Origin of the sequence: Streptomyces sp. NPDC001093 (assembly GCF_040298985.1) — a bacterium.
Taxonomy (GTDB): Bacteria; Actinomycetota; Actinomycetes; order Streptomycetales; family Streptomycetaceae; genus Streptomyces.
In genome coordinates this window covers 1-1419 of the sequence record NZ_JBEPBF010000272.1, presented here as the reverse complement: position 1 = coordinate 1419, position 1419 = coordinate 1, and the positions used below count along the sequence as shown (strand labels likewise).

The window sequence follows — 1419 nt, the reverse complement described above, 5'->3', positions numbered from 1 at the left end:
CGAGGCTGAGACCTGATGCCGAGCCGATTGTGGTGAAGTGGATGATCCTATGCTGTCGAGAAAAGCCTCTAGCGAGTTTCATGGCGGCCCGTACCCTAAACCGACTCAGGTGGTCAGGTAGAGAATACCGAGGCGTTCGGGTGAACTATGGTTAAGGAACTCGGCAAAATGCCCCCGTAACTTCGGGAGAAGGGGGGCCAGCTCTGGTGAGAGGACTTGCTCCTCGAGCTGGGGGTGGCCGCAGAGACCAGCGAGAAGCGACTGTTTACTAAAAACACAGGTCCGTGCGAAGCCGTAAGGCGATGTATACGGACTGACGCCTGCCCGGTGCTGGAACGTTAAGGGGACCGGTTAGCTCACTTTCGGGTGGGCGAAGCTGAGAACTTAAGCGCCAGTAAACGGCGGTGGTAACTATAACCATCCTAAGGTAGCGAAATTCCTTGTCGGGTAAGTTCCGACCTGCACGAATGGCGTAACGACTTCTCGACTGTCTCAACCATAGGCCCGGTGAAATTGCACTACGAGTAAAGATGCTCGTTTCGCGCAGCAGGACGGAAAGACCCCGGGACCTTTACTACAGTTTGATATTGGTGTTCGGTTCGGCTTGTGTAGGATAGCTGGGAGACTGTGAAGCATGCACGCCAGTGTGTGTGGAGTCGTCGTTGAAATACCAGTCTGGTCGTGCTGGATGTCTAACCTGGGTCCGTGATCCGGATCAGGGACAGTGTCTGATGGGTAGTTTAACTGGGGCGGTTGCCTCCTAAAGGGTAACGGAGGCGCCCAAAGGTTCCCTCAGCCTGGTTGGCAATCAGGTGTTGAGTGTAAGTGCACAAGGGAGCTTGACTGTGAGACCGACGGGTCGAGCAGGGACGAAAGTCGGGACTAGTGATCCGGCGGTGGCTTGTGGAAGCGCCGTCGCTCAACGGATAAAAGGTACCCCGGGGATAACAGGCTGATCTTCCCCAAGAGTCCATATCGACGGGATGGTTTGGCACCTCGATGTCGGCTCGTCGCATCCTGGGGCTGGAGTCGGTCCCAAGGGTTGGGCTGTTCGCCCATTAAAGCGGTACGCGAGCTGGGTTTAGAACGTCGTGAGACAGTTCGGTCCCTATCCGCTGTGCGCGTAGGAGTCTTGAGAAGGGCTGTCCCTAGTACGAGAGGACCGGGACGGACGAACCTCTGGTGTGCCAGTTGTTCTGCCAAGGGCATGGCTGGTTGGCTACGTTCGGGAGGGATAACCGCTGAAAGCATCTAAGCGGGAAGCCTGCTTCGAGATGAGGACTCCCACCCACTTGATGGGGTAAGGCTCCCAGTAGACGACTGGGTTGATAGGCCGGATCTGGAAGCCAGGTAACTGGTGGAGGTGACCGGTACTAATAGGCCGAGGGCTTGTCCTCAGTTGCTCGCGTCCACTGTGTT

Annotated in this window: 1 rRNA gene (only partly in view); it reads left to right on the top strand. The window is 56.6% G+C overall.

What is annotated here, in order from left to right:
• Positions 1 to 1397 (top strand): 23S ribosomal RNA (locus tag ABT288_RS49735) (its annotated part extends 1485 nt beyond the left edge of the window); the annotation flags it as partial.
• Positions 1398 to 1419 lie beyond the last annotated feature (22 nt).